Origin of the sequence: Vibrio sp. RW (assembly GCF_027587105.1) — a bacterium.
GTDB lineage: Bacteria > Pseudomonadota > Gammaproteobacteria > Enterobacterales > Vibrionaceae > Vibrio > Vibrio toranzoniae.
Genome location: NZ_JAPPTM010000001.1, coordinates 263,243 through 282,819 on the forward strand (window position 1 = coordinate 263,243; position 19,577 = coordinate 282,819).

23 protein-coding genes are annotated in these 19,577 nt (G+C 44.1%); 11 read left to right on the forward strand and 12 right to left on the reverse strand.

Annotated elements, in window-relative coordinates; translation table 11 throughout:
- Window positions 1–23: 23 nt before the first annotated feature.
- Window positions 24–233 (forward strand): hypothetical protein, encoded by a 210-nt coding sequence (locus tag OCT63_RS01070; RefSeq protein ID WP_017092753.1) that lies wholly within the window; start codon window positions 24–26, stop codon window positions 231–233.
- 168 nt (window positions 234–401) lie between these two features.
- Here the strand turns inward: OCT63_RS01070 and OCT63_RS01075 are convergent, their stop codons facing one another.
- The 6 genes from OCT63_RS01075 to OCT63_RS01100 form a co-directional block, all read right to left on the reverse strand.
- Entirely contained in the window at window positions 402–1,283 is an 882-nt protein-coding gene (locus OCT63_RS01075) for an L-ribulose-5-phosphate 3-epimerase (RefSeq protein ID WP_161684933.1), read from the reverse strand.
- Window positions 1,284–1,291: 8 nt separating this feature from the next.
- Window positions 1,292–1,939 carry a 3-keto-L-gulonate-6-phosphate decarboxylase UlaD gene (locus OCT63_RS01080; RefSeq protein WP_161684935.1) on the reverse strand — a complete coding sequence of 216 codons (648 nt, stop codon included), beginning with the start codon at window positions 1,937–1,939 and terminating at the stop codon, window positions 1,292–1,294.
- Window positions 1,940–1,943: 4 nt separating this feature from the next.
- Window positions 1,944–2,765 (reverse strand): pyridoxal phosphatase, encoded by an 822-nt coding sequence (locus tag OCT63_RS01085; protein WP_269983035.1) that lies wholly within the window; start codon window positions 2,763–2,765, stop codon window positions 1,944–1,946.
- Window positions 2,766–2,862: 97 nt separating this feature from the next.
- Complete coding sequence (locus OCT63_RS01090) at window positions 2,863–3,561, reverse strand: L-ribulose-5-phosphate 4-epimerase (RefSeq protein WP_269983036.1); 699 nt, start codon at window positions 3,559–3,561, stop codon at window positions 2,863–2,865.
- A 10-nt stretch (window positions 3,562–3,571) separates the two neighbouring features.
- A complete protein-coding gene (locus OCT63_RS01095; protein WP_269983037.1) occupies window positions 3,572–4,039 on the reverse strand; it encodes a PTS sugar transporter subunit IIA in 468 nt (155 codons plus the stop codon).
- 65 nt (window positions 4,040–4,104) lie between these two features.
- Complete coding sequence (locus OCT63_RS01100; protein WP_269983038.1) at window positions 4,105–5,943, reverse strand: PTS ascorbate-specific subunit IIBC; 1,839 nt, start codon at window positions 5,941–5,943, stop codon at window positions 4,105–4,107.
- Between the two features lie 340 nt (window positions 5,944–6,283).
- Here OCT63_RS01100 and ulaR point away from each other — a divergent pair, with 340 nt between their 5' ends.
- The 3 genes from ulaR (at window position 6,284) to OCT63_RS01115 (ending at window position 8,538) form a co-directional block, all read left to right on the forward strand.
- Window positions 6,284–7,039: an HTH-type transcriptional regulator UlaR gene (ulaR, locus tag OCT63_RS01105; RefSeq protein ID WP_019827029.1), complete on the forward strand. Its 756-nt coding sequence runs from the start codon at window positions 6,284–6,286 to the stop codon at window positions 7,037–7,039.
- A gap of 120 nt (window positions 7,040–7,159) precedes the next feature.
- Complete coding sequence (ulaG, locus tag OCT63_RS01110) at window positions 7,160–8,227, forward strand: L-ascorbate 6-phosphate lactonase (RefSeq protein ID WP_269983039.1); 1,068 nt, start codon at window positions 7,160–7,162, stop codon at window positions 8,225–8,227.
- 68 nt (window positions 8,228–8,295) lie between these two features.
- Window positions 8,296–8,538: a hypothetical protein gene (locus OCT63_RS01115; RefSeq protein WP_269983040.1), complete on the forward strand. Its 243-nt coding sequence runs from the start codon at window positions 8,296–8,298 to the stop codon at window positions 8,536–8,538.
- A gap of 54 nt (window positions 8,539–8,592) precedes the next feature.
- On the opposite strand, the gene OCT63_RS01120 is transcribed toward OCT63_RS01115, so the two are convergent.
- The 5 genes from OCT63_RS01120 to OCT63_RS01140 all read right to left on the reverse strand — a co-directional run bounded on the left by OCT63_RS01120 (window position 8,593) and on the right by OCT63_RS01140 (window position 11,664).
- Window positions 8,593–8,931, reverse strand: coding sequence for a Fis family transcriptional regulator (locus OCT63_RS01120; RefSeq protein WP_161684950.1), 339 nt, complete (start codon window positions 8,929–8,931; stop codon window positions 8,593–8,595).
- A gap of 292 nt (window positions 8,932–9,223) precedes the next feature.
- Window positions 9,224–9,349, reverse strand: coding sequence for a hypothetical protein (locus OCT63_RS01125; RefSeq protein WP_269983063.1), 126 nt, complete (start codon window positions 9,347–9,349; stop codon window positions 9,224–9,226).
- Window positions 9,350–9,383: 34 nt separating this feature from the next.
- Window positions 9,384–10,031 (reverse strand): DsbA family oxidoreductase, encoded by a 648-nt coding sequence (locus tag OCT63_RS01130; protein ID WP_161684952.1) that lies wholly within the window; start codon window positions 10,029–10,031, stop codon window positions 9,384–9,386.
- A gap of 197 nt (window positions 10,032–10,228) precedes the next feature.
- Window positions 10,229–11,026, reverse strand: a complete 798-nt coding sequence (locus tag OCT63_RS01135; RefSeq protein ID WP_161684954.1) for a Cof-type HAD-IIB family hydrolase — start codon at window positions 11,024–11,026, stop codon at window positions 10,229–10,231.
- Between the two features lie 77 nt (window positions 11,027–11,103).
- Window positions 11,104–11,664 carry a TetR/AcrR family transcriptional regulator gene (locus OCT63_RS01140; RefSeq protein ID WP_161684956.1) on the reverse strand — a complete coding sequence of 187 codons (561 nt, stop codon included), beginning with the start codon at window positions 11,662–11,664 and terminating at the stop codon, window positions 11,104–11,106.
- Window positions 11,665–11,804: 140 nt separating this feature from the next.
- Between OCT63_RS01140 and OCT63_RS01145 the strand changes: the two genes are divergently transcribed.
- The 3 genes from OCT63_RS01145 (at window position 11,805) to arsB (ending at window position 13,964) form a co-directional block, all read left to right on the forward strand.
- Window positions 11,805–12,338: an HPP family protein gene (locus OCT63_RS01145; protein WP_060469227.1), complete on the forward strand. Its 534-nt coding sequence runs from the start codon at window positions 11,805–11,807 to the stop codon at window positions 12,336–12,338.
- Between the two features lie 125 nt (window positions 12,339–12,463).
- Window positions 12,464–12,799 (forward strand): ArsR/SmtB family transcription factor, encoded by a 336-nt coding sequence (locus tag OCT63_RS01150; protein WP_161685096.1) that lies wholly within the window; start codon window positions 12,464–12,466, stop codon window positions 12,797–12,799.
- 109 nt (window positions 12,800–12,908) lie between these two features.
- Window positions 12,909–13,964, forward strand: a complete 1,056-nt coding sequence (arsB, locus tag OCT63_RS01155; RefSeq protein ID WP_161684958.1) for an ACR3 family arsenite efflux transporter — start codon at window positions 12,909–12,911, stop codon at window positions 13,962–13,964.
- A 99-nt stretch (window positions 13,965–14,063) separates the two neighbouring features.
- On the opposite strand, the gene OCT63_RS01160 is transcribed toward arsB, so the two are convergent.
- A complete protein-coding gene (locus OCT63_RS01160) occupies window positions 14,064–14,951 on the reverse strand; it encodes a LysR family transcriptional regulator (RefSeq protein ID WP_161684960.1) in 888 nt (295 codons plus the stop codon).
- Between the two features lie 127 nt (window positions 14,952–15,078).
- On the opposite strand from OCT63_RS01160, the gene OCT63_RS01165 reads away from it, so the two are divergent.
- From OCT63_RS01165 to OCT63_RS01180, 4 genes are all read left to right on the forward strand, one after another.
- Window positions 15,079–15,510, forward strand: coding sequence for a PACE efflux transporter (locus OCT63_RS01165; protein WP_161671826.1), 432 nt, complete (start codon window positions 15,079–15,081; stop codon window positions 15,508–15,510).
- 448 nt (window positions 15,511–15,958) lie between these two features.
- Window positions 15,959–16,813, forward strand: coding sequence for an MIP/aquaporin family protein (locus OCT63_RS01170; RefSeq protein WP_060469222.1), 855 nt, complete (start codon window positions 15,959–15,961; stop codon window positions 16,811–16,813).
- Between the two features lie 59 nt (window positions 16,814–16,872).
- The gene (gene glpK, locus OCT63_RS01175; protein WP_017057823.1) at window positions 16,873–18,399 is read left to right on the forward strand and encodes a glycerol kinase GlpK; all 1,527 of its coding nucleotides are present in this window, start codon (window positions 16,873–16,875) and stop codon (window positions 18,397–18,399) included.
- A gap of 260 nt (window positions 18,400–18,659) precedes the next feature.
- Window positions 18,660–19,451 carry a DeoR/GlpR family transcriptional regulator gene (locus OCT63_RS01180; RefSeq protein WP_029627181.1) on the forward strand — a complete coding sequence of 264 codons (792 nt, stop codon included), beginning with the start codon at window positions 18,660–18,662 and terminating at the stop codon, window positions 19,449–19,451.
- Window positions 19,452–19,577 lie beyond the last annotated feature (126 nt).

Here is a 19,577-nt window from a genome sequence, read left to right on the forward strand (position 1 = left end):
AATCAAATACCTTGGACACGACCATGCATTCTAGCGACATCATCAAATTGGCAAATTTAGGCGTTAATATCGAAATTTCAAAAGATTCTTCATTGCATCCTTCTGATGCGTTAGAAGTGGTAAAGATTGTTGCTGAAATCGGTAGCCAAATCATCATCAAGAAGAAGTACCACACGGACTACCTCATTCAGATGGCTGAAGTGGGTCGTGACCATGTGACGATCGCTGTTTAAACACTGTAGCTATTGCGAAATTGACATAACTTCTGCTGCTTTAAATAGCTTAAAGTGCCGAGTTGATATAAAAATGCAGCATATTGGGGGCAATATGCTGCATTTTCTCTTTTCGTTAGGAGCATGGAGAACGCAAAGAGAAACTGGTTAATCGTTACTAGATATGAACTAACGGTCGAATAATTTAGGCACACCTGTTTTCACACAAACATCATTCAATCGTTTTTGTGCCGTCAGAATATTCTCTTTCCAACGTTCATCTTGAGCCCACATTTCGATCACGAGTGGTACGACGCACTCAGTCTCTTTCAACGTTTCAAAAATGGCATTGAAGTCAACTTCACCATCACCAATCACTAAGTCTCGGAATTGCCCTTTGTACTCGTCAGTCACTTTATAAGTGTCTTTGAGGTGGATCTGAGTGATATGAGGCTTACTCAGTTTTAGCTCAGTCACTATGTCGTAATTCCAACCTGAGATATTGCCCACATCCGGATACGCCGTGAAATACGGTGAATTGACTTCGCGACTCAGCACTTCGAATTTACTCAAAGAGTTCAGGTAATCAGTATCCATGATTTCCACAGCGAGCATTACGCCCGACCTTTCAGCCAACTGCGCAGAAAGCTTCATTCCTTCAATGAACCTCTGGTGAGTCACCTTATCCGCAGGCTCATAGTAGACGTCATAGCCAGCGAGTTGGATGGTACGAATACCCAACTTATAAGCCAACGAGATCGCTTTCTGCATATGGATAACCGCTTGTTCACGAATCGCCGGATCTGCAGAACCAAATGGAAACTTACGATGCGCGCTTAAACACATGGATTGCAAAGGTACACCATGCTTTTCACACAGGCGACGCAAGGCATACACTTCCTCGTCATTCCAATCCAAACGGCTACGGCGCTCGTCTGATTCATCGACCGATATCTCAAGAAAATCAAAGCCGAGTTCTTTGGTTGTTGCCAGCTTATCTTCCCAGCTAAGTTCGTTAGGTAGGGCCTTCTCATAAAGTCCTACACGGTGGCGTAACAGGTTTTGATACATAACGCCTCCTAGTTCCAGTAGCGGTCGATCTGAGCTTTTAGTGCTTCTGCTGTTTCTTTACCTTTATCACCCGCAAGTGCGCGACCCGCGATAAAGGTTTTCGCTTTAATGCCTTCAAATAGGTATAGGTCTTCAGGCACGATGCCACCTGTGATAGAAAGCTCGATGCCCATTTCAGACAATGCACGCATCTTCACAAGATCTTCTTCTGTCCAACCTACACCGGCTAATTCAGCGTCACGAGAACGGTGGTAAATCGCTTGTGAAATACCTAAGTCAACCCAAGATTGAGCATCTTCCATGGTCCAGTTACCATAGATTTCGATTTGAATTTCACCGTTAAATTCGTCAGCGACTTTCTTACATGCACCAATGGTTGCGATGTGTGCAGCCGCAGACACCGTTATCCAATCAGCGCCGGCTTCGAATGCCATGCGAGCCAAAATCGCGCCACCATCTGTCGTTTTCATGTCGCACACAAGAATATGGTCTGGGTGATTCTTACGAAGCGTAGAAACCGCCGTCATTCCTTCTGCAAACGCCAAAATAGTGCCCACTTCAATCACATCAACGAAGCTTTCAACGTTGTTTGCCACTTCAATAGCAGCAGGAAGATTTGTTTGGTCTAGGGCGATCTGAATCATTGGTTTAGTCATGTTGTTATCCTTTAATTTGTTCACGTATTAGACGGGCTAAGCCATCATGGTTGTTATCTGTTGAGCACACGCATTGAACGTGTGACTTGACGATGTCATCAGCATTGAGCATCGCTACGCCTAATCCGGCGTACTTGAGCATGGATATGTCGTTGTGGTTATCACCGACAGCTATGACGTCGTCAGCTTGATAACCTAGGTCTGCGATGTATTCAGCAAGGCGTAGGCCCTTACTGTTACCTTTCGCAGCAAAATCAATTCGGTTTGACCAAGAACGTTCCCCGTTGAAGTTCTCTTCTATCCATGGGTGTTGCATTAAACGGTCTACTGAGTCTTGGCTACCTTCCACCACAAACTTCCAAACATGTTCGGCTTGCTGAGCCGCTTCAGTGAATGATTCCACTTGGTATATTTGAGGTCTATGTTGCTCCGGTGCGGTTTCCGCCCAGCTTTCCAACGCCAGCATGTAAGCAAATGGGTTGTACTGTGAGTACGTCATCGCATGTGTGATGTACATGACCATTTTGAGCTGAAACTCGTCAGCCATATCGATGAAGGTAAGCGCCTTATCTTTCTCTATGGCGTTTTGAGTCAGTACCGTTTCCGTCTGATAGTCATAAACATAAGTGCCGTTACAGCAGATGATTGGCGTATCTAACCCCAATTCGTAGTAATAAGGTCGCGCAGCTGTGTGATGTCGACCTGTAACAATCATGACATGACAACTTTGTTTGGCTTCTTGAATCGCCTTTTTTACCTCTGGATGAATCGTGTGATCATCCTTTAACACGGTTCCATCGAGATCTAACGCCAGCACTTTATACATAGAGTCCTCTCACTTATTCCCTGAAATCAGGCCTAATCAATATTGAAACTACTTAGAATCGAAACTCGTTAAACGGCTTACTTAAACAAAAGCCGATTTACTGTTGGCCGTAATAAGCATTTTCACCATGCTTACGCAGGTAGTGTTTGTCTGACAGCTCTGGCTGAATTTTGATGCCGCTGTTCAAGGTGCGCGTTGCCAATGCCATTGCAGACACTTCCTCTAGTACCACCGCGTTATGAACGGCGTCGTTTGCATCTTTACCCCAAGAAAATGGCGCATGTCCTGCGACAATCACGCTTGGAACAGCCATAGGATCAATTCGGCGTTGCTCGAACTCTTCAATGATCACAAGGCCGGTATTTTTCTCGTACTCTTCAGAGATTTCAGAGTGAGATAAACGACGCGTACATGGAATATCACCGTAGAAATAATCAGCATGAGTAGTGCCCAACGCTGGAATGTCGATACCGGCTTGCGCCCAAATCGTGGCACTGCGTGAATGCGTGTGAACAATGCCACTGACCTCTGGGAAAGCTTTGTACAGTTCTAGGTGAGTCGCGGTATCACTTGAAGGATTAAGCTTCCCTTCAACGATGTTGCCTTCTAGATCGACGACGACCATATCTTCAGCGGTCATGTCGCAGTACTCGACACCCGATGGTTTAATGGCGATCACACCGTTATCACGGTCAAACTCAGAGACGTTTCCCCAAGTGAAAGTCACCAAACCGTATTTCGGAAGTTGCAAATTGGCTTCTAAAACACGTTGTTTCAATTGGCTATATTTAGACATGGTTGCCTCCTTACGCCGCTTCCGCTTGAAGCAATGCAGCATCAATTAATCGCGCCACTTCTTCTGGACTTTTGCATGCGCGAAGTTTTGAGAAGTCTTCATCGAATTCAATCAAGTTCGCCACTTGCATGGTGCCTTCGATGTGCTCTTCTGAGTCTTTACCTGCTAGTGTGATCAACACATCTACAGGCTCATCAACACCTTCAAACATGATTGGTGTTTCAAGCACAGTTAGCGCAAACCCAGTACGAATAACACCGTCTTCAGGGCGGCAATGCGGCAGTGCAAACGCATCGTGAATACAGATATAAGGGCCTTCTTCACCAATCGCTTTGGTAATCGCGTCGTAGTAACGCTCTTCTGCAATACCCGCTTTCACCAATGCATCAGTCCCAAGCTTGATCGCCGCTTTCCAGTCAGACGCTTTAGCGTTGAGTAGGATAGAGTTGTTCTGGATAAGAGATTCTTTTAGGTTCATGTTATTGCTCACTTATATAATTGTTTTTATTGGCTCAGTAGCGCTGTGCCACTGAGCCATTTTCATTATTTGTGGAAGTTATTCTCGATGATGGAAACAAGTTCGTCGCCGAAGGTTTTCACCATAATCATGTTCTTCACTGCTAACTGTTGTTTGCCTTCAGGAAGACCCGTGATCTTCGCTGCAAGAGCGACCGAAGTAACGATGATGTCGAATGAGCCAAGGTGCGATTTGTAATCCGTGATAGCGCTGTTGAATGTCGTGCTTGGGATGCCTTTCTTGTCCAAGTACTCTTTGATTTTCTTAGAGCACATCATGGAAGAACCTTGCCCAGAACCACAGCACACTAATACGCGAACCGGTTTCTGATCAGCTGCTGGCGACACTCGATTTTCTGATGTTGTAGAGGCAGCCGTTGCAGAAGCCGATGGTGCCTCAGCAGTTGCTGTCGATTGTTGCGGTACCGCAACTTCAACCTCAATGCCTTCAGGCGTTACAGCAGTCATTGTTTCAGCAGCAGCTTCTGCGTCTTCTTCAGCTCGTAGTTGCTTAGAAGCGAAGTACATGTAGATGCCAGCCAAAGCCAAAATCACAAAGAAGAACATGCTAGAGCTTGAGATACCTTGCATGATTGGTGGGAATACCAGAGCCCAGTCAGCCATGCCCATCCAGCCATTAAACTCAGTACCTGATTGAGCGAAGATATGGATTGCCCATGCAGAGCCAACCACTTCGATAATGCCCATCACGAAACAGATCTTCATCACCGCTTTCCAGCCACCAAAGTGGTTAGCAAAAACGCCGATGGTTGCGTTCGAGAAGAACATTGGGATAAAGCCAGGGATGATCATGATTGGTGCGTCAAACGCGAGCATTGCAAGCACTGCTGTGAATTGACCCACAGCACCCCACATGAAACCGAATACCATTGCGTTCGGTGAGTAGGCATAAATAGCCGCACAATCGATTGCTAAAACAGCGTTTGGAATAAGACGTTGTGAGATACCGTTAAAGGCCTCAGACAATTCAGCTACGAACATACGAACGCCGGTTACGATAACTTGAATCGCAACTGCGAATTTCAAACCCGTTTCGAAAATGTAGATAAGCCAGTGAGTCTTGCCTGCCATATCTTGAAGGTTATCAAGACCGAACGAAAGAAGAATAATGCCGAAGAAGCCAGTCATCACTAATGTTGTTGCAGCGATACTGTCGTGGAAAATGTGTAACCACTTAGGCAGTTTGATGTGGTCAACACTGTCGTTCTTGTCGCCAAGCTTCGGTGCAACCTTGGTGGCTACCCATGAAGCAAACTGTTGTTGGTGACCAATCGAGAAACCCGCCCCGCCAGTGACTTCTTGAGTCGGCTTGAACATGATGTTTGACGAAATACCCCAGTACAACGCCATCAATATTGCAGAGTAAATGATGGTTTCCCACATACTTGCGCCAAGCACGAAGTAGAAAACAGCAATAAGGCCAGCTTGCTGGAACATGATATGTCCAGTCAGCATGATGGTTCTGATACCCGTAATACGACGGAAGGCAACAAGAAGAATGTTCAGCCCAAGTGCCAGTAATACTGCATACCCAACCCAAGAGTAATTGTCGCCCATGGTTTCCATGGTGGACATCATGGAGGTGTACGGGTCAATCACCGACCCCGTCAATCCATGTATTTCACTCATTTTTTCGATAACTGGTTTGAAACCCGCTACCAATGTACCCGCACCTACCTGCACTATCATGAAACCAACGATGGTTTTTATAGAGCCGGAGATAACAGTTGTTGCGTCACGTTTTAGAAGGATGTAGCCGAGACAAGTAACAAGACCGAGTAGCAACGGTGCTTTGGTCATTACCTGACTGTAAAAAATATAGAAAATATCATATAAGAATTCCATATCTTTACCCCTGGTTAGTTTTTAATTTTAATGATTTGTAGGATGTGATGATTCTAAGTTTTGCTCACGAACTAGACTTTACCAATCAAAAGTAATCATTCAATGCTCACTTGTGATTACTTTGATTTATATCAATTAACCATACTAGGAATACGCCTAATTGAGCTTGGGATCACACACAAAAACAACAAAACATTTAAAATCAACAACTTATAAAACATTGTGATTGAGATCCTATTTTTATACGGATGTGGTTTGACAATCATGATGGTGATTATTAGAATCAAAACAAATCAAAAGTAATCATCAAATTGTCACAACGACATAAAGAGTGATAAATATGAATGAAGTACAAAGACATAACGGCATCGTGTCGCTGTTAGAAGATATGCAGACAATAAACGTCTCACATATCATTGATAAATTTAGTGTTTCACCAGCAACTGCAAGACGTGATATCGCTAAATTAGATGAGCTAGGCCGACTTCGAAAGATTCGAAATGGGGCAGAGAGAGTAGAAACTCAGAAAAGAAAGTGGTCACCACTGAATATCAACAGCACTGAGTTCTATGAAGAGAAATCCGAGATTGCACAAGCAGCCGCTGGACTTTGTCAGTCGGGTGATACAGTCGTAATCAACTGCGGTTCTACGGCTTTTCTACTTGGACAGCAGCTATGTGGGGATGACGTTCAAATCGTAACGAACTACTTCCCACTCGCGAGCTACTTGATCAACGAGGATCATGACGATGTCATCATCATTGGCGGTCAATACAACAAAGCGCAGAACATCTTTTTGAATCCAGCTCCTAATTCACTAGGCGGTTATGCAGGAAACTGGATGTTCACTTCAGGTAAAGGCTTAACTGACGCCGGGTTATACAAAGCCGACATGTTAACAGCCGTCGCTGAACAGCAAATGCTTGAACAAGTCGATAAGCTCGTGGTGGTGGTCGACAGTTCAAAGGTTGGACAACGCACCGGAATGCTCTTTTGCAATACCAAGCAAATAGACATCGTCATCACCGGTAAAGACGCCAATCCAGAAGTTGTTAAGCAGATTGAAGCTCAAGGGACGCAAGTCATCTTAGTTTAAATCACGGGGCAAACTGCCCTCCCAATAATAATAAATTCAGCTCAGTGCCTTAATCCAAATTAAGGCGCTCGGCTCCCTACATCCAAAATTAATCAAATTATTGAAATAAAAGGTATTATCATGAGCAATGTAAACGAAATCACTCGCGAGTCTTGGATCCTAAATACATTCCCTGAGTGGGGTACATGGTTAAATGAAGAGATTGAACAAACAGTTGTGCAACCGGGTACGTTTTCAATGTGGTGGCTGGGTTGTACAGGTATTTGGCTAAAATCAGAAGAAGGTGCAAACCTATCAATGGACTTCTGGTGTGGTACTGGTAAAAAAACACAAGCCGTTCAAAAAATGAAAAACCAGCACCAAATGATGCGTATGGGCGGTGTGGAAGCACTTCAACCAAACCTACGTACCGCGATCTTCCCATTGGACCCTTTCGCTATCAAAGAGATCGATGCAGTTATGGCATCTCATGACCACGGCGACCACATTGACATCAACGTTGCTGCAGCCGTTCTACAAAACTGTGGCGAGCACGTTAAATTCATTGGCCCTAAAGCGTGTGTTGATTTATGGATGAAATGGGGTGTGCCAGAAGATCGTTGTGTTATCGCGAAAGTTGGCGACGAAATTAAGATCAAAGACGTCAACATCAAGGTTCTTGATGCATTCGACCGTACTGCTCTAGTAACACTTCCTGAAGGAACGTCTTCCCTAGACAAAGAAATTCTAGACGGAATGGATGACCGCGCAGTGAACTACTTAGTAGAAACAACTGGCGGCTCTGTTTACCACTCTGGTGACTCTCACTACTCAAACTACTACGCTAAACACGGTAATGACCACAAGATCGACGTTGCACTGCTTTCTTACGGTGAGAACCCACGTGGCGTAACAGACAAAATGACGTCTTCAGACATTTTACGTGCCGCTGAATCTTTGGATTGTGAAGTCGTAGTTCCTTTCCACCACGATATCTGGGCTAACTTCCAAAATGACCCACGTGAAATTGAAATGCTGTGGAACATGAAAAAAGAGCGTCTGCAATATGGCTTCGCACCTTTTTTCTGGCAAGTCGGTGGGCGATACACTTACCCAACAGATAAAGGTCGCATGCACTACCAACACTTCCGCGGCTTTGCAGATATCTTTAAAAATGACCCAGAACTGCCATACCGCGCATTCTTGTAATCATTAAAATCAACATTATTTAGGGAGCGATTCGCTCCCTTTTTTCATCATCGAATAAGGATATTAATATGGTATTACGCGAATTTAAGAATCACTTTAGTCGTGGCGATTTGAAAGCAGCTATTGGTGTTGTTTCACCTTGTGCTAATGGCTATTACTTAATGGTGAGGAGCAATCAATGGGGTGTGAATAGTTTTCTTGAATCCGACAGAAAGACGCAACCCAGAGTATTCAAGACTCAACAAGCTTTGTTGAACGCGGCTAAAGCGATCGGCTTTTCCTACCTCTCAATTGATATTCAGCATTTATAACTGGGATTTATTCTCTTTAGATCGCTTTCTAACTAGCACTTCAGATAAAAACCCTTAAAGCCTCTTGTTCCATTTCCCTTGGTGAACACGGTCACAGTTTTCTTGTGTATCATAACTGACATGCTTATCGATATTCTTCAGTTGGATCCCAACCTGATTAAACGCCTTTTGGATGGCCTCAGAGACACTCTGCTTGCCTTCGCCATTCAAAAAGTTAGTTCTATCCTGATTGGTATCGAATACGCAGATGATTTTTAAGCTTTGCGGGAAAGAGGAAAAGTTGACCACGTGCGTTACCCACAAAAAACCGTCATAGCTTTTCAACGTGTCTTCGCAAACGTCCGTTAGTACGTCTCTGATTTGATTCTCTATTTTCTTATCTGATTTTCGCATGAAGCGAGCTTCCTATTTAAAACCTTAAAAAATAAGCTTTTTCGGTCAATATTGTCTTAACCGACATTGGACACTGTGACTATTGCAAATGCAAAGTATTTATTGAGGATAATAGGTTTGAGGGATTAGAAAAACGCCTCATGCTTGATAACTTACGAGACTATCAAGTATGAAGCGTGTACACGATTTAGCCAAGAAACTAGCTCGCCTCTTGTTCCCATTCAGTCAGTAACTTCATGATTACGCGAGAGTCTTGATGAGTCGCTGTGATGTGAATGGCCTCGATGCTCAACTACGCAATACCCAAAGCAGTGAGCCGAAAAATAGCCAAAGCGCCACCATTACGTTGCTTCTTAGGTGGCAATTTTTGTGAAAGCAATACCATTTTTTGCGCTTGAGCGAGTGAAAGTGATTCCATGAAATTCAGACTCTAATTGATACCAATGATCGGCTTATGATTCGGCCATAAGCTCTTGAAGGATTTGCTTGTACGTTTCTACCGTCTGCGCGCCTGTCACCGCACTCTTGCGGTTGAATACCACAGTAGGGACCGCAGAGACACCCATGCGTTGCCATTCAAACTCTTGCGCTTCAATTTGCTTTAAGTTGTCGATGTTCTTTAGGCGCTTCAGTGCCTTCGTTGAGTCTAAGCCAACTGCTTCAAGTTCTTGCGCGATAACCTCCAGATCAGCCAGATCTTTCTGCTCTGAAAAATGCGCAGTGAAGAAGCGTAGCTTTAACTCAGTCTGTTTACCGTGTGCTAGAGCAAAATCAAGCAACACATGTAGGTGACGTGAATTCACCATTCTCATGCTGTCATAGAAGTTAAAATCGAACCCAACCGCTTTGCCACGGGCAGCTAGTTGTTCACGTGAACGTTGGCTCTCTTCTGCACTAGAGCCGTATTTTCTCATGATGTGATCACGCAGGTTTTCACCCTCTTGTGGCATGTCAGGGTTTAGCTCAAACGGTTGCCATTCAAGTTCAATCTGTTGTGCTAAGCCAAGCTCTGAAATGGCTTGCTCTAGGTTTTTGTAGCCGACCACGCACCAAGGGCACATTACGTCAGAAATAATATCGAGTTGAAGTTTGTTGCTCATCGTCATTCCAAATATCGTTGATAAGGCGTATCCAATACAAGTGAATACCCGTCTTTGTCGGTAAGACTACTAATTAATTACAAGCCACACCAATTAGAACATTCGTTCAAGTTTAGCTAAATGTACATGCAGCCAACAAAAAAGCCAACTCATGTTACGAATTGGCCTTCATAAAAGTCAGATAGAGCTTAACCGCGTTACGCTAGCAGTTTCTCAAGCACTTGGAATACACCAGCATCGACGTTACTTGGCGCGCCAAAACGTGCGATCTCTTTCAGCTTAGGGTGTGCGTTTTCCATCGCGTAAGAATGGTAGCTCTCTTTAAGCATTTCGTAGTCATTCAGGTAATCACCAAAGCTCATGGTTTGCTCGTAAGTGAAGCCGAGTGTGTTTTGTAGATACTTAATTGCTGCGCCTTTTGAAGCTTCAGCGTTCATCACATCAAGCCAGATTTTTGCGCTCACAACCACTTGGTAATTGTCACCGAACTTGGCATTGATACTTGGGTTCACTTTCTCTTGTGAACCGTCGAAGTGGCAGATAGCAACTTTGATGAATTCATCTTCTACCGCCAGTAAATCTTCTACTTGCTCGCGGCGATGGTAGTACTTAGAAATCTCTTTTAGAGCACGTTCGTCTTTGGTTTCGATGTATGCTGACTTCTTACCACACAGCACCACATGTGCACCTTCGATAGCACGCGCTTCTTTGATGATGTCTTTGATGGCATCAGTATCAAGCAAGCAGCTGTAGAGCTCTTGGCCTTTGTGCATCACTAATGTGCCGTTTTCAGCAACAAACATCATGCGATCTTTTAGCGGAGAAAATGTCTCCATCAAGCTGTAGTACTGTCGACCCGATGCCGCAGCAAAAATGATGTTTTGAGCTTCTAGTCGCTCATAGAGGTTGAAAAATTCAGGGTCTAGCTTCCCGTGTTCATTAAGCAGAGTGCCGTCCATATCAGCAGCGATAAATTTGATGTTCTGTTGTGGCATTTCAGGGCTTACCTATAAGTAAAAATTAAAGTGTCAATTATGATTTTCGTTATCTTGTGTAACGGTTCTATGTTCGATTATATCGTTAGATCAGCCAAAGCATGCAAAGCTTTTCGATAAGGTTCTTTGTTTAAACCTAATTTTCCAAACTCGCTCCTCACGATAAGGCCTTCAATAAAGATCATCACCGATTCACTGCACAGCTCCAATAACGTATCATCTCCATTTTTATCATGATTTATTACGCGACGAATCGTGCTTTTAAGCCACACCTTATGTTGCTGGGATAGCATCGCTATATCATCTTCAGACGCTTTAAACTCCGCTAAGGCATGCATGAACATGCATCCTTTGAAATCAGGTTGCTCAAACCAAGCAAAGTGCCAGTCTAATAACGCGTCAAGTTGACCCTGCGCGCCAGTACCCGATATAAGAAACGTTTCTAGGCTAGATTCAAACCTCTGATGACGTCTAATCAATACCGCCTCAATTAGCTTGGTTTTGGATCCAAAGTGGCGATACATCGATGTCTTAGAAACTCCAGCTTCATCTCGGATCATATCCACACCAACCGCGGTATAGCCAAATTGGTTAAACAAAGACTCAGCTACATCCAAGATCTGCTCTTTCTTACTCATGCCTGCCCCTATTTCAAATCGGATAAAATTTAGTGTTGCTAAATTTGCTGTTGCCAACAGTGTACAGATCTGTATCATTCAACTCAATACGTACAGATCTGTACACTTTGTATCCTTAATCTTAAATGAAGGAAATCGTGATGATTAAAAAGCTAACCGGCGGAGGTGAACTTCCTCCACGCGCAACGATCAGTCAGCTGTTAAAAGGCTTTATCGGAGGGACAACAGGGGTATTCGTATTGTGCTTACTCGCAGAGCAATCTGAAATACCTTGGCTAATGGCTCCGTTTGGAGCAACGTGTGTTCTATTGTTCGCAGTTCCAACATCGCCGCTAGCTCAACCCAGAAACATCATCGCTGGTCATTTTATCTCTGCCGTGGTTGGGTTGATCGCACTGTATGGGTTTGGTGATTCTTATTTAGTGATGGCGTTGGCGGTAGGATCCGCAATTATGTTGATGCTGTACTTTCGCGCCGTTCATCCACCAGCGGGAGCCAATCCAATCGTAATTACACTGGCAGGTACAGCATCCGTAGATTGGACTTTCTTATTCACTCCTGTTCTGGTCGGCAGCATTGCACTGGTTTGTATTGGAGCCATGCTCAATAACACGTCGCCGCAACAAAAATGGCCATTGTATTGGGTAGGGAAATCAAAAATCGAAAACGGCTAATAGCTGGTAGAGCCAAGTAATGAACGTCCATGCTAGCTAATGAATAAATTCGCATTGACCCCCAGAAGAAATAGTCTTACTATCAATCGTCTTTTAACGATTGATAGTAAATGAGCCACTTAAGTATGACCACAACATGCCAAGTAACTGAAAGCTGTTCTCTTCCGCCGAGTAACGCTGAAGCAGAAAAAGAGATGGCTACGTTAGCAAAAGCACTCGCTCATCCAGCAAGAATTCGCATACTTAGTATCTTGTCCGCATTAGAAAAATCGGGCGGCTGCTTAAACAGTGATCTGGTAAGTGAATTGGGTTTGGCTCAATCAACGGTTTCAGAACACCTAAGAATATTGAAAAGCTCAGGTTTTATCACTGCTGAGTCTATCCCGCCGAAGATGTGTTACCGCATCGACCGCGACAATATTCAACGCTTCGAATCGGTATTTAACAGCATTTTAAAATAGAAGTTCACGCTTGAGGGATCGGCTTTGATAGCCTTTACTTTTAAGCGTGTTTTTTTGCCACAGTCAATCGTTTTTCGACGATTTACGATATCAACAAAGAGAGATTACCATGAAACCAAAGTTAGGTTTTCTAGATCGCTACTTAACACTCTGGATCTTCATCGCCATGGGTATTGGTGTGCTGCTTGGCACCGTATTCCCACAAATCGAACAGTGGAACGAATCTATGTCTGTTGGTACAACCAACATTCCACTCGCGATCGGCCTTATCTTAATGATGTACCCACCTTTGGCTAAGGTTAACTACAGCCTATTGGGCACTGTGGTAAAAGATAAGAAAGCCATCAAACTGTCTCTGATCATGAACTGGTTGGTTGGCCCTATCCTAATGTTCGTATTGGCATTGACGTTCTTGGGTGATCACCCAGGTTACATGGTCGGTGTGATTCTAATTGGTCTTGCTCGTTGTGTGGCAATGGTTCTGGTTTGGAACGACATTGGCGGCGGTAACAAAGAGTACGGCGCGGCATTGGTTGCTCTAAACAGTGCATTCCAAGTGGTAAGCTACAGCTTCATGGCGTGGCTATTCATCAGCGTTCTTCCACCAGTATTTGGTTACGAAGGCATGATGGTTGATATCTCGATGATCGATATTGCACACAGTGTTCTTATCTACCTAGGTATCCCATTCCTAGCGGGCTTCTTAAGTCGTAAAATCCTAGTGTCGATGAAGGGCGAGCAGTGGTACAACGATGTGTTCATTCCACGTATCTCACCAATCACGCTGATTGCACTATTAGCGACTATCGTTTTGATGTTCAGCCTAAAAGGCGAGATGATTGTTGAACTACCAATGGATGTATTGCTGATTGCTATTCCACTGACCATTTACTTTACGTTGATGTTCTTCGTCAGCTTCTTCATTGGTAAAAAGATGGGCATTGAATACGATAAGAACGCGTCAATTGCATTTACAGCGACAGGCAACAACTTCGAGCTCGCAATTGCAGTATCTATTGCTGTATTTGGCATCAACTCAGACCAAGCTTTCGCAGGAGTGATCGGCCCACTGATTGAAGTGCCCGTATTGATTTACTTAGTTAACATTGCTCTAAAAATGAAGACTAAGTACTACAACGGTCAAACGGTAAAACCTAGCATCTAGCACTAACAAAAAGCAGCATCACATAAAACAGAAAGGCTCACACGGTAAGCGGTGAGCCTTTTCTTTATGACGTTTCATCCAATTTAAGCCTCGTCCAGTTTATGTTTCGTCCAATAAGCCTTTCAAAGCTTGTTCAAGCCAAAGCAATGCTGGGCCTTTCGAGCGTGTTTTAGACAAAACAAGATCGACAGGCGGTGACCATGTTTTGTGATCAAAGGACACATTAATCTCCACTAAACGTTGCTTATTCAGCTCCTCTTCGACAAGGTGCTTGGGTAAGTATGCCCACCCAATATCGCTGCCAAGCACCATCTCTTTGATAACAATAAAGCTGTTTGACCACCATACCTTACCGGCAATCAGCGGAAACTGATCCATCACTTTGCCTTTGTCTCCCCTCAACATCAACTGACGATGCGGGAGTAAATCAGAAAGTTTTGCGACACTTAATTTTGCGAGCAAGTGGCTAGGATGACACACGGCAATAAACGGTAAGTGGCCGATAAAGCAAGGCTCAGAGCCTACATCAAACGCCAAGTTGGTAAACATCAATCCAATGTCGGCTCCCTCTTCTATAACCAACAGATTAACCTCAGTTGTGGTACAGGCAACCAATTCAACTTCAGTAGCAGGGAAATAGTTACTGAATTCACTCAGGATCTTAGATAGGTTCGGGACCAATAATGAATCATCTAATGCAATTTTGATGAACCCCTCTTCACCGCTACCCATCGCACTGACCGCCACATTCAGATCTTCAACCTGAAGCACAATTGCTTTCACCTGTTTAAATAATTGCTCGCCCGCTTTGGTTAGTGAAGGCTTTCGAGTCGAACGATCAAACAGCTCGACATTAAAATCAATTTCGAGATTACTGATACCTTGACTCACCGCCGACTGCACCTTCCCCAGTTGACGAGCACTAGCAGAAAATGACCCTAGTTCAACGGCATACACAAACATCTTCAGCTGTTCTATGTTGTACATTCAGCGTCTCCCAACACTTACTATCACTATATGTGATGCTAACTATCTTTATATTATCACTTAAATAGATATTATCTAACCAAGTCATTAGCCCATAGAGGCTAGAAAAACATAAAGAGAGTAAAAAATGTCACATAAAGAACGCATGTTGCACATGGTGCTATTTGAATTAGTTGCTTTGGTGTTGATGGCGGGGCTTGCAACGTATATCACAGGAAATGGTGCAGGAAAAATGGCGGGCTTAGCACTTGCGATGTCATTCATCGCAATGGCTTGGAACTACGTTTACAACTATGGCTACGATAAAGTATTCGGAGCCGACCGCAGCAAACGAACCAAGAAGACTCGAGTTTTACACGGGTTAGGGTTTGAACTCGGATTAATGACGATGACTCTTCCTGTTCTAATGTGGGTCCTACAACTCGATTTCCTAACCGTACTGGTTATGGATATCGGCCTAGTGATTTTCTTTGTACTTTACGCGATTGCGTTCAACTGGGCATATGACTCGATTCGAGATCAATTGGTAGCGAAAGGAAAAGTGGCCGCTTTGGTTTAAAGTGGTAAGTTTCTATCGTATAACAAAAACAAACACCCAAATTAAAACTGCCAAACTACAACATAGTTGGCAGTTTATTCATTTATGCATATAAGCTCATTTGTTAACGCCCCTGTTACATAGCAAAAACATCACATAGCCCTCCCTAATTAAGTCTAATAATCAGCCACTCACGAAGTAGCGTCACAAATCCAAACATAAACTCCTCGTACCAGTTGCGCATTCATTTACATATAGGTAGTTTGAGCGGCTTCGCAACCTATCATTCGAGCAATGACGTTCATGCGAGTATCTTTTCCGAGTAAAAGTGTTCGGATTAACATTTCAAGTGACTTTAATTAACAATTTTATGCTCAAACGCTCACTTTTCATGTTCGTTTATTTTCGAGTTCGCAAATATATGCACAATACACGTGCTAGATAAGCAAAAACTAAAAAGGACTCGAACATGACAACAAACAAACACCCTTCTTTATTTGGGCAATGCTTGGCTGAATTTATCGGTACAGGATTACTCATATTCTTTGGCGTTGGCTGTGTGGCGGCACTGGTATTAACCGGTGCAACATTCGGACAATGGGAAATCAGCATCATCTGGGGCTTAGGTGTTGCTATCGCAATCTACTGTACTGCCGGTGTTTCTGGCGCACACATTAACCCTGCAGTCACCATCGCACTGGCAATGTTCCATGGCTTTGATAAAGCGAAAGTTGTGCCTTACATCATTTCTCAGCTACTTGGCGCATTTTGCTCTGCGGCATTAGTTTACAGCCTGTACAGCAACCTATTCACTGACTACGAAATTGCACATAACTTCGTTCGTAGTAGCCAAGACGCACTATCAACTGCTGGTATCTTCTCAACTTACCCACATGCTTCACTTTCTTTCTTTGGCGCTTTTGCTGTGGAGTTCGTGATTACGGCTGTGTTGATGTTTGCAATTTTGGCACTAGGTGATGAGAACAATGGCGCATCTCGCGGTGCAATGAACCCACTGCTAATCGGTATTCTTATCGCGGTAATTGGCGGTTCTTTAGGCCCACTGACAGGCTTTGCAATGAACCCTGCTCGTGACTTCGGACCAAAACTCTTTGCTTACTTTGCTGGCTGGGACTTCGCTCTGACTGGTGCTCGTGATATCCCTTACTTCATCGTACCAATTCTCGCTCCAATTGCTGGCGCGTGCTTTGGTGGTTGGTTGTACCCAAAAGCTATCGGTGCTTACTTACCAATAGAAGGCCAAGGTTGCACAATTCCAAACCAATGTGAAACAGAAGAAGAAGCTGAACAAGCTCAAGCTTAATCCCTAAGCGATCGTACATTTACTAAAATATAAATAACAAGACAAAAAGGATTCTTACCATGACCGAGCAAAAATACATTGTTGCCCTAGACCAAGGCACCACAAGTTCTCGCGCTGTAATCCTCGATCACGATGCAAACATCGTAAGTTCTTCTCAACGAGAATTCACTCAGATCTACCCTAAAGCAGGTTGGGTTGAGCATGATCCAATGGAAATCTGGGCGTCTCAAAGCTCTACATTGGTTGAAGCCCTAGCGAAAGCGGGGATTCGAAGCGATGAATTGGCAGGTATTGGTATCACTAACCAACGTGAAACCACCATTGTTTGGAACAAAGAAACTGGCAAACCGGTTTATAACGCAATTGTATGGCAGTGTCGCCGTACAGCAGATATCTGTGAAGACCTTAAAGCACGTGGCCTAGAAGACTACGTACGTGACAATACTGGCTTAGTCCTTGACCCGTATTTCTCAGGTACCAAAGTAAAATGGATTCTAGACAACGTTGAAGGTGCTCGCGAAGACGCTGAAGCTGGCAAGCTATTGTTTGGTACGGTTGATACTTGGTTGGTTTGGAAAATGACTCAAGGACGTGTACACGTTACGGATTACACCAACGCGTCACGTACTATGTTGTTCAACATCAATGACCTATGTTGGGATCAGAAGCTACTTGACGAAATGGGTATTCCAACGTCAATGATGCCAGAAGTGAAGCGTTCTTCAGAAGTATACGGTCAAACAAACCTCGGTGGTAAGGGCGGTACACGTATCCCAATCGCGGGTATTGCGGGTGACCAACAAGCTGCACTTTACGGTCAAATGTGTGTAGAAGCAGGCCAAGCTAAGAACACTTACGGCACGGGTTGTTTCCTTCTAATGAACACTGGCCAAGAGAAAGTAACGTCTAAAAACGGCCTACTAACAACGCTAGCATGTGGTCCTAAAGGCGAACCTGCATACGCACTTGAAGGTGCAGTATTCATGGGAGGGGCATCAATCCAATGGTTACGTGATGAGATGAAGCTACTGGATGGCGCTGAAGACTCTGAGTACTTCGCGACGAAAGTAGATACTTCAAACGGCGTTTATGTGGTGCCTGCGTTTACTGGTTTAGGTGCGCCATACTGGGACGCTTACGCTCGCGGTACGATCGTTGGCCTCACTCGTGGCGTTAACTCTAATCACATCATCCGTGCAACACTAGAAGGGATTGCCTACCAAACTCGCGACGTACTAGACGCGATGCAAGCAGACTCAGGCATCAAGCTAGCAAACCTACGAGTTGATGGCGGAGCAGTAGCGAACAACTTTCTAATGCAATTCCAATCAGACGTGCTGGATACTGAAGTTCATCGCCCTGAAGTAACGGAAGTAACGGCGCTTGGTGCGGCTTACCTTGCTGGCCTGGCGGTTGGTTTCTGGGACAATATTGACGAGCTTCAATACAAAGCCGTTCTAAACCGTACATTTATGCCTCACCACGATGAAGAGAAGCGTAACCGCCGCTACAAAGGTTGGAAACGTGCAATCAAGTGTGCTCAAGTTTGGTCTGAGCTTCACACTGAAGATGAAGGCGAAGACTAAGGTATAAGGTACGAATAGGCCATCTCGGACAGGCACAGTTGTTCGAGTCGCAGTAAACGAAACTAAAAAGAGCACTTTATTGTGCTCTTTTTTGCGTTTCAGCGTTTGTTTTTGTATTTTGAGCTTCGTTTTTGCGGTTTAGACATGATTCCTTACCATCATTACTTCTCTCTACGTATCAATTCGAGCACAATAGCGCGAGGTTATGTTTAGAATTAGGTGCGCTAGAACACAGCAGCGCGCAGGGAGTGGTAAGTAAAGTGAAGCAAATACCAAGACACCAGCAAATAGTCGACCTGGTTAAAACACAAGGATATGTGAGTACTGAAGAGCTAGTAGAGAAGTTCGATGTCAGTCCTCAAACTATAAGACGCGACCTAAACGAACTCGCCGATAACAATAAGATTCGTCGCTATCATGGTGGTGCAACTATTCCTTTAAGCTCAGAAAACACCTCTTACAGCACTCGTAAAGCACTCAACTTCAACGAAAAAGATGTGATAGCGGATCAACTGGTTAAGCATATCCCTGATGGTGCTACCTTGTTTGTTGATATCGGCACCACACCAGAATCGGTAGCCCGAGCTCTCAACAAAAATCATAAGCAACTTAGAGTTGTCACCAACAACATCAATGTTGCGAGCATTCTTCTGTCTAATCCAGAGATCAAAGTTATATTGGCAGGCGGCGAAGTACGGAATCGCGACGGCGGTATCGTGGGTGAAGCCACTCTCGATTTCGTGAAGCAATTCCGTCTCGACTTCGGCATCTTAGGGATCAGTGGCATCGACTTCGATGGTTCACTGCTCGATTTTGATTACCATGAAGTTCGTGTGAAACAAGCGATCATCGACAACAGCCGTAGCATCTTGTTAGCCGTCGACCACAGTAAATTTGGTCGTAATGCGATGGTTAAGCTCGGAAATATATCTCAAGCACACATGGTGTTTACCAATAAGCAACCACCAGAAGAGATTACCAATATACTTAAGGACTTCTCCATACCGCTCGAAGTTATCAATACGGCTCAAGTAACGGCTGAAGAATCGTAGCGTAAGAAACTCGTGAACAAGGAAATCACATAAACGCGCTCTTTATAAAAAACGCGATTATTGATTAGCACTGAGCGAGTATACCTTGCTGTTTCTCTGTACCAATTCTATGCTCGAATTAGACTT